Genomic DNA, 6,741 nt, shown 5'->3' on the forward strand with positions numbered 1-6,741 from the left:
GTCTCCTGGCGGCACAACGCTACCGCCCCCTGGCGCCCGGGAGGGCGGTTCCCGAAAAGGATGGGAAGATAAGGCGTGGCCCAACACTCTTTCGCCTCCCGCGCCTACCGGGACGACGCCGTCGTGCTCCGTACCCACAAACTGGGCGAGGCGGACCGTATCATCACGTTGCTGACGAAGCACCACGGCCAGGTCCGGGCTGTGGCCAAAGGAGTCCGCCGGACCAGTAGCCGGTTCGGTGCGCGCCTTGAGCCGTTTATGGTGGCGGACCTGCAGCTTGTGTCCGGAAAGTCGCTGGACATTGTCACCCAGGCTGTGGCCAAAGGCGCCTACGGCGGAAGCATCGCCGCAGACTACGGCCGCTATACCGTAGCTGCCGCCATGACGGAGACAGCGGAAAAGCTCACCGACGTTGACGGTGAATCAGGGACCGCCCAGTACAACCTGCTGGTCGGTGCCCTGGCGTCACTGAGCCGGAACGAACACGCCGCCGGGCTGATCCTGGATTCCTACCTGCTGCGGGCACTGGCCACCGGCGGCTGGGCGCCCAGCTTCACGGACTGCGCCCGCTGTGGGCTGCCCGGCCCGCACAGCGCCTTTTCCGCACCGGTGGGCGGTATGGTCTGCAGTGGATGCCGGCCGCCGGGCTCGCCTGCGCCGGCGCCGGAAACGGTGGTGCTCCTCGCGGCGCTGCTGACCGGCGACTGGACCACTGCGGACGGCTCCCTGCCCGTGCACCGCAAAGAAGCGGCCGGCCTCGTGGCGGCCTACCTGCAATGGCATCTTGAACGAGTTTTGAAGTCCCTCAAACATGTGGAGCGCAGCTAACAGTGGCCCTGGGAAAAAAGAACAACGCGTCCCCTCAGCGGAGCCACCCCGTGGTTGCCCCTTACCCGCATCCCTCAGGCGCGGTGGCGCCGTCCATCCCTGCAGAATTCATACCCCGGCATGTTGCCATTGTGATGGACGGAAACGGCCGATGGGCCAACCAGCGCGGACTGCCGAGGATAGAAGGCCATAAAGCGGGGGAGCCCGCCCTGCTGGACGTTATGGCAGGGGCTATTGAGCTGGGCATCGAGTATGTCAGTGTCTACGCCTTTTCCACGGAGAACTGGCGCCGCTCCCCGGAGGAAGTGCGCTTCCTGATGGGATTCAACAAGGACGTGCTTCGGAGGCAGCGGAACCAGCTCGACGAATGGGGCGTACGCGTCCGCTGGTCCGGCAGGCGGCCGCGGCTGTGGGGCTCGGTGATCCGGGAACTTGAAGAAGCTGAGGCATTCACTGCCGGAAACAGCACCTGCACGTTGACCATGTGTGTCAATTACGGCGGCCGGGCGGAGATTACCGACGCCGTCTCCGCCATCGCCGGCGAGGTCGCCGCCGGCCGGCTCAAGCCCGGTGCCATCACCGAACGCACCATCCAGAAGTACCTTGACGAGCCGGACCTCCCGGACGTGGACCTGTTCCTGCGCAGCTCGGGGGAGCAGCGGTTGTCCAACTTCCTGCTGTGGCAGTCCGCTTACGCAGAGTTTGTCTTTATGGACACCCTTTGGCCCGACGTCGACCGCCGGACGCTGTGGGCGGCAGTGGAAGAGTACGCCCGGCGGGACCGCCGTTACGGTGGTGCGGTGGACGCAGCCCGCCCTGTCGACGGAGCAGGGCCGGCGCAGTAGCCCGGTTAGGATCAGCGCCGGTCAGGCCTCTCCAGGAACCTCTTCGTCGTCTGCCGGGTCGCCGTATGCGCGGAGCCAGCGCGACAGGCGCGCGTAGGCGTCCCCACGCACAGCGGCGGGGGAGAGGAACACGTCGTGCAATGCGCCCTCAATCCTTTCCACCGTCACCGTTCGGCCCAGGGTGAGGGCGCGGGCAGCAATAACATTGACGTCTAGCACAGCGTCAGTCCGCCGCATCTCCTCGGACCAGAAGAGTCCGTTCGCGCTTCCCCGGGACAGCATGACCAGGATGGGAACCTCGATGTCGAGCCCGCGCGCCACCTTCGTGTGACCGGCAAGGACCGCGCTGAGCCAACCGGCGCGCACAGGGAAAGCCATGGGCGGCCGGTACCGGTCATCCAGCGACCATTCCCCGTCCGCAGAACTGCTGATGGTCCGCCAGTAGAAGCCGCGCTCCGGAAGCCTGAGCACGGCCTCGGGCCGGAAGCGGGCAACAGGTTTCACCATGCTTGACGCCGCGCGGCGCACCAGCGCGCTTCCATGCATCTCCAACCACGGGCTGTTGAGGATGAGCTGCGAAACCGCTTCGGGATGCCTGCTGGCCCACAGCGCCGCCACCAGCCCTCCCGTTGAGTGCCCCATCAGGGTCAGCGGCCGGGTAACGCCTTCCTGGCTGATCAGGCGGCAGGCCAACTCTATCTCGGCGTCATAGTCGGTTAGGTCCGAGACGTAACCTCCCGGGAACTCCGGTCGCAGGCTCCGGCCGTGGTTGTGCATGTCCAGTGCATAGAAGCCGTAGCCGGCCGACGACCAGAAGCGGGCAAGGTCCACATTGAAGAAATAGTCGCTCCAGCCGTGCAGGAAGAGGACAGCCCTGCGGTGCCCCGGCGACGTGAGGGCACCGGTCACGGCAGGGCGGAACCGCACCAGGGTTGCGGTCCGCTCCACACCGTCCGCTCCGGCAGCTGTGAAGGCATGGGACTCAAATTCTTCGCCCAGGATGTCCCGCTGCCATTCCATGGCTTTATGCTATTCCGCAGTTTGGCCGGACCTCGTCATTTTGGTCTGGGACCGCCAAGACGGAAGACTGGAGGCATGCGCGTTTACCCCACATTCTTCCGGCTGGCCTTTTCATGGATGGACGCCGAGCGCGCCCACAAAATAGGGTTCAAGGCCATCCGGCTGGCACATCGGTCCGGCGCGGGAAAGGTCCTGGAGAAACTGACCGCCCCGGCACCGTCACTGCAGACAACGGCCTTCGGCGTCACCTTTCCCTCGCCCTTCGGTCTTGCCGCAGGCTTCGACAAGGAAGGCCATGGCATAGAGGCACTGAGCCAGCTCGGGTTCGGCCACGTTGAGGTGGGAACCATTACCGGCCAGGCCCAGCCGGGCAACGAAAAGCCCCGCCTTTTCCGCCTGGTCGAGGACCGCGCCGTAATCAACCGGATGGGATTCAATAACGACGGCGCCACCGCCGTGGCCCCGCGGCTTAAGGCCGCCCGTGCTGCACTTCAGCGCAGGCACCCTTCGGTGCGCCCCGTCATCGGCGTCAACATCGGCAAGACCAAGGTTGTTGAACTGGCTGATGCTGTGGATGACTACCTGGCCAGTTCGCGCAGCCTTGCGCCCGCTGCTGACTATCTTGTGGTTAATGTCAGTTCGCCCAACACCCCCGGCCTTCGGCTCCTGCAGGACGTGGAAAGCCTCCGGCCGCTGCTGACCGCCGTCGGCGAAGAAGCCGACCGTGCAGCGGGCCGCCACGTTCCCCTGCTGGTGAAAATCGCTCCGGACCTGAGCGACGAGGACATCGACGACGTCGCACGCCTTGCCTTGGACCTGAAGCTAGACGGCATCATTGCCACCAACACCACTATCGCCAGGACAGGCCTGGCGTCCCCTGCAGATCTGGTGGAAAAGTGCGGTGCCGGCGGGCTCTCCGGCGCTCCGCTCAAACAGCGTTCCTTGGAAGTGCTGCGCCGGCTCAAGCAGATCACCGGTGACACCCTTACACTTGTGGCCGTTGGCGGAGTAGAAACGGCCCAGGACGTCCAGGACAGGCTGGACGCCGGGGCCACCCTGGTCCAGGGCTATACGGCCTTCCTCTACGAAGGCCCGTTTTGGGCATCGCGCATCAACCGGCAACTGGCGAAGAACCGGCGCTCCTAGCGCGTCGTTGCGCTGCAGCCGTACCGCGTAGCGGGCCGGTACCCTCGGTCGCAACAAAACCCCGGTGGAAATGCCACCGGGGTTTCGTTGTCTAGTGAATGGGAGGACGCAGGGACCAGGTCAGGCGGGGTACTGTCCGCGCTTGACCTGCGGCTTGGGCAGCCGCAGCTTCCGGAACTGGAGCGAACGCATGGAGCCGTACCAGACCGTGCCCCGCTCCACCTCGCCGAACTTCTCGGTCAACCTCTTGCGGAGCTTGCGGGACAGGATAAATACGTCAACGAAGACGGCCAGGAACATCACCCAGAAACCGCCCAGGACGTAAATCATCAGGTCACTGGACGCAGGCACTACCAGGGAAACCAGGACGAATACCAGGGCGCCGAACATCAGGTATTCGCCAAGGCTGAAACGCGCGTCTACATAGTCACGGGTGAACCGCTTCTGGGGGCCCTTGTCCCGCAGCGGCAGGAACTTCTCATCGCCGGTATCCAGCGCCTGGCGCATCTTGAGCCGCTGGTCCTGGACGGCCTGGCGCTCGGCAGCCTTGGAGGCTTTGCGGTCCTCCGGCACCAACGGACGCTTGCGTGCAGCCTCCTGGGCTTTGCGGGTTGGAGTGGGGGCCCCCTTGCCGGCTATGCCGTTCTGCCGGGCCGAAGCTTCCGCAGCCTGCTGGTCTGATAATTCCTGCGCCAAGGGCGCTTCCTTTTTACGTCCGAACACCAGAACAGAATACCTTGCGGCGGCATTGCTTTCCGGCCCGGCCGTTGCAGCGGCCACGGCGCTGAATGTGCCGAGGGTAATGTTTTCCCATGACTTCATCTCCGACGGCCACCCCCGGCAACATTGCCGGCCCCACACCTCCCGGCCCCAACGCAAACCCCGGCACGGAAGACCTCCGGGCCGCCATCGACCACTCCTTTGAGGGCACCCTTGCCCGCCTTAAGGAACTGGTCGCGATTCCGGGAATCGCCTGGCCCAGCTTCGACCGGTCTCCGCTCGATCGCAGCGCCGAAGCCGTGGCGGAACTGCTCCGCGCAGCTGGCCTCGAGGAGGTGCAGATCCTTGGCTGCGGCAAGCCGGACGGCACTCCAGGCGGCCCCGCCGTCGTCGCACGCCGCCCGGCTGCGGAAGGCAAGCCGACCATCCTGCTGTACGCCCACCACGACGTCCAGCCCGCGGGCGATGAGGGCCTCTGGGACACGGAACCTTTCACCGCTGTCGAGAAGGACGGGCGTCTCTACGGCCGTGGCGCCGCAGACGACAAGGCAGGCATCATGGCCCACATCGGTGCCTATGCAGCGGTCTCCCAGGTTCTGGGGGATGGGTTGGGCCTCGGCGTGACGTTCTTTTTCGAGGGCGAGGAGGAAGCAGGTTCCCCCACCTTCCGGCCTTTCCTGGAGGCACACCGGGAGATGCTCCGTGCCGATGTCATCGTCGTCGCCGATTCCAGCAACTGGAAGGTGGGCGTTCCGGCCCTAACGACTAGCCTCCGTGGGCTCGTGGACGGAACCATCGAAGTCCAGGTCCTGGAGCACGCGGTCCATTCAGGGATGTTCGGGGGACCCGTGCTCGATGCCCCCACCCTGCTGTCCCGCCTGATCGCCACCCTTCATGACGACGACGGAAACGTCGCCATCCAGGGTCTGGTGGCCTTCGACAACGCGTCGGTGGAGTTCCCTGAGGCTGACTACCGGGCGGATGCCTCAGTGCTCGATGGCGTCCGCCTCGCCGGCTCGGGCAGCATCGCCTCCCGGCTTTGGACCAAGCCCGCACTGTCCATCATCGGTTTTGACGCACCGGCCGTGGACGTGGCCTCCAATACCCTGTTGCCCCGGGCACGGGCCAAGTTCAGCCTCCGGCTTGCACCGGGGCAGGTCCCGGAAGAAGCGATGGAGGCAGTCCGCAAACACGTGGCGGCGCACGCTCCTTTCGGTGCCAAAGTCACGTTCACGCCGGGGGAGAGCGGCAACCCGTTTAAGACGGACACATCCTCGGCCGCTGCAGGACTGATGATGTGGGCCTTGGGAGAGGCTTGGGGCGTACAAGCAGTGGAGACAGGAATTGGCGGTTCCATTCCGTTTATTGCCGATCTCACGGAGGTGTATCCGGACGTCCAGATCCTGGTGACGGGTGTGGAAGACCCGGACTCCCGGGCCCACAGTGCCAACGAGTCACTGCACCTGGGTGATTTCCGGAAAGCCATCCTGGCCGAAGCGTTGCTGCTGTCACGCCTGAACGATGGATTCTAGAAGCAGGCGGCCCGTCGTCCCGGCATCACCTTGGCGTGACCCTGAAGCTGAAGCCGAAAGAGGCTCCGCGGGAACAAGGAAGGGGCTTCCATGGTTACGTCAGGAGTTAGAGCTACAGGTGCGCCACGCGTAGCATGTAGGTATAGCCCATACCGAATCCGTAGGGGCAGGCACCGTTAGCGCGGAGCCGCCAGACCGTCCTAAGAAGGTAGGCCAATGAGCACCGCAACCAATGAGAACAGCACCCAGACCACCAGCGCGGCCAGCGAAGAACTGCCCGTCCACGAGGTCAACCTGACCGACGTCGCAGCAGGCAAGGTCCGCAGTCTTCTCGAGCAGGAAGGCCGCACCGATCTGCGGCTCCGGGTTGCTGTGCAGCCCGGCGGCTGCTCAGGACTGATCTACCAGCTCTACTTCGACGAACGACTCCTGGACGGCGACGCTGTGCGGGACTACGACGGCGTCGAAGTTGTTGTGGACAAGATGAGCGTCCCGTACCTCAGCGGTGCCAGCATCGACTTTGAGGACACCATCTCCAAGCAGGGATTCACCATCGACAACCCGAACGCCGGCGGCTCCTGCGCCTGTGGAGACTCCTTCCACTAGCCGGTTATTTCGCCCGGTGCCGGCGCCGCGCCTCCTCCAGTTAA

Annotated in this window: 7 protein-coding genes; 5 read left to right on the forward strand and 2 right to left on the reverse strand. The window is 65.0% G+C overall.

Annotated features, from left to right (window positions below):
• Positions 1–75 precede the first annotated feature (75 nt).
• Together recO and AC5RWX_RS28720 are read left to right on the forward strand one after the other, a co-directional pair.
• Complete coding sequence (recO, locus tag AC5RWX_RS28715; protein WP_494099643.1) at positions 76–828, forward strand: DNA repair protein RecO; 753 nt, start codon at positions 76–78, stop codon at positions 826–828.
• A gap of 2 nt (positions 829–830) precedes the next feature.
• Positions 831–1,673 (forward strand): isoprenyl transferase, encoded by an 843-nt coding sequence (locus AC5RWX_RS28720; RefSeq protein ID WP_494099644.1) that lies wholly within the window; start codon positions 831–833, stop codon positions 1,671–1,673.
• Between the two features lie 21 nt (positions 1,674–1,694).
• On the opposite strand, the gene AC5RWX_RS28725 is transcribed toward AC5RWX_RS28720, so the two are convergent.
• Entirely contained in the window at positions 1,695–2,693 is a 999-nt protein-coding gene (locus tag AC5RWX_RS28725) for an alpha/beta hydrolase (RefSeq protein ID WP_494099645.1), read from the reverse strand.
• A gap of 75 nt (positions 2,694–2,768) precedes the next feature.
• Here AC5RWX_RS28725 and AC5RWX_RS28730 point away from each other — a divergent pair, with 75 nt between their 5' ends.
• The gene (locus tag AC5RWX_RS28730; protein ID WP_494099646.1) at positions 2,769–3,839 is read left to right on the forward strand and encodes a quinone-dependent dihydroorotate dehydrogenase; all 1,071 of its coding nucleotides are present in this window, start codon (positions 2,769–2,771) and stop codon (positions 3,837–3,839) included.
• Between the two features lie 120 nt (positions 3,840–3,959).
• Here the strand turns inward: AC5RWX_RS28730 and AC5RWX_RS28735 are convergent, their stop codons facing one another.
• Positions 3,960–4,562, reverse strand: coding sequence for a DUF3043 domain-containing protein (locus AC5RWX_RS28735; RefSeq protein WP_494099647.1), 603 nt, complete (start codon positions 4,560–4,562; stop codon positions 3,960–3,962).
• A gap of 89 nt (positions 4,563–4,651) precedes the next feature.
• On the opposite strand from AC5RWX_RS28735, the gene AC5RWX_RS28740 reads away from it, so the two are divergent.
• Both AC5RWX_RS28740 and AC5RWX_RS28745 read left to right on the forward strand, forming a co-directional pair.
• A complete protein-coding gene (locus AC5RWX_RS28740; protein ID WP_494099648.1) occupies positions 4,652–6,091 on the forward strand; it encodes a dipeptidase in 1,440 nt (479 codons plus the stop codon).
• Between the two features lie 216 nt (positions 6,092–6,307).
• Positions 6,308–6,697, forward strand: a complete 390-nt coding sequence (locus AC5RWX_RS28745; protein ID WP_493948372.1) for a HesB/IscA family protein — start codon at positions 6,308–6,310, stop codon at positions 6,695–6,697.
• The last annotated feature ends 44 nt before the right edge of the window (positions 6,698–6,741 follow it).

The organism is Arthrobacter sp. SPT-J7, assembly GCF_059089965.1.

Coding starts and splice junctions, on each gene's coding strand:
- AC5RWX_RS28730 (WP_494099646.1), top strand. CDS start 2,769: ATGCGCGTTTACCCCACATTCTTCCGGCTGGCCTTTTCATGGATGGAC.
- AC5RWX_RS28740 (WP_494099648.1), top strand. CDS start 4,652: ATGACTTCATCTCCGACGGCCACCCCCGGCAACATTGCCGGCCCCACA.
- AC5RWX_RS28745 (WP_493948372.1), top strand. CDS start 6,308: ATGAGCACCGCAACCAATGAGAACAGCACCCAGACCACCAGCGCGGCC.
- AC5RWX_RS28725 (WP_494099645.1), bottom strand. CDS start 2,693: ATGGAATGGCAGCGGGACATCCTGGGCGAAGAATTTGAGTCCCATGCC.